The sequence below is a fragment of the Pseudomonas sp. P5_B2 genome (assembly GCF_056400445.1).
Genome location: NZ_JBFULH010000888.1, coordinates 1 through 1,392 on the forward strand (window position 1 = coordinate 1; position 1,392 = coordinate 1,392).

Sequence of the window (1,392 nt, forward strand, 5' to 3'; positions counted from 1 at the left end):
GACGGTTGCTCAGTTCGATGTCGACACGCAGCTGCGGGTAGAGCCCCATGAAACGGGTGACCAGCGGCACGATAAAGCGCTCCCCATACGCCACGGCGCAGGTCATCCGTAACATGCCTTTGGGTTCGCTGGTCAGGTCGCTGACCGCACGCAAGGCTTCTTCTCGGCCATCTTGCAGGCGCTGGCAATGTTGCAGAAACGTTTGCCCGGCTTCGGTCAGTGTCACCCGGCGGGTGCTGCGGTACAGAAGGCGGGTCTGCAGGCGCTCTTCAAGGCGTACGATTTGTCGACTGATATGAGAGGAAGAAACCCCAAGGCGTTCGGCAGCCGCCGTAAATTGGCTGCATTCGGCCACGGCGACGAACTCGTCGATCCCTTCCCAGCGGCTATCGGACATCGGTGATTATCCCTGTATAGCAAGAATGTTTTGCTTTTGTCCGGATTATTCATCGTAAGGCGCTGTATTACACTCCCTGTCTCGTTTTTATTCACTGGAGAATCCACATGATCAAGTCGCGCGCTGCCGTTGCCTTCGAGGCCAAGAAACCCCTCGAGATCGTCGAAGTCGATGTCGCCATGCCCAAGGCCGGTGAAGTTTTGCTGCGTGTGGTTGCCTCAGGTGTTTGTCATACCRATGCCTACACGCTGTCGGGCGCCGATCCGGAAGGTATCTTTCCGTCGATTCTCGGTCATGAAGGCGGTGCAGTGGTTGAAGCGATCGGCGAGGGTGTGACGTCGGTGGCTGTAGGTGATCATGTCATCCCGCTGTACACCCCGGAATGCCGCCAGTGCAAATTCTGTCTGTCGGGCAAAACCAACCTGTGTCAGGCGATTCGCGCGACCCAGGGCAAAGGTCTGATGCCCGATGGCACTTCGCGCTTTTCCTACAAGGGCCAGTCGATTTTCCACTACATGGGCACCTCGACATTCTCTGAATACACCGTGCTGCCGGAAATTTCCGTCGCAAAAATTGCTAAAGAAGCGCCACTGGAAAAAGTCTGCCTGCTGGGCTGCGGTGTCACCACCGGCATCGGCGCAGTGCTCAATACGGCCAAGGTGAAACCCGGTGATACCGTGGCCATTTTCGGCCTCGGCGGCATTGGTCTGTCTGCGGTCATCGGCGCGGTAAAAGCCAAAGCTGCACGCATCATCGCTATCGACATCAACCCAGCCAAATTTGAGATCGCCAAGCAGCTGGGGGCAACCGATTGTGTGAACCCGAAAGACTTCGACCGTCCGATCCAGGAAGTCATCGTCGACATGACCGATGGTGGCGTCGACTTTTCCTTCGAGTGCATCGGTAATGTGCAATTGATGCGCGCCGCACTTGAGTGCTGCCACAAGGGCTGGGGCGAGTCAGTCATCATCGGTGTCGCCGGTGCCGGGCAGGAA

Annotated in this window: 2 protein-coding genes; one reads left to right on the forward strand and one right to left on the reverse strand. The window is 57.3% G+C overall.

What is annotated here, in order from left to right; genetic code table 11:
* On the reverse strand, nucleotides 1-397 hold a 397-nt coding region (locus AC1DRJ_RS27740), incomplete at its 3' end, for a LysR family transcriptional regulator (protein ID WP_477804960.1).
* A 107-nt stretch (nucleotides 398-504) separates the two neighbouring features.
* Between AC1DRJ_RS27740 and AC1DRJ_RS27745 the strand changes: the two genes are divergently transcribed.
* The coding region (locus tag AC1DRJ_RS27745; protein WP_477804961.1) for an S-(hydroxymethyl)glutathione dehydrogenase/class III alcohol dehydrogenase at nucleotides 505-1,392 on the forward strand (888 nt) is incomplete at its 3' end.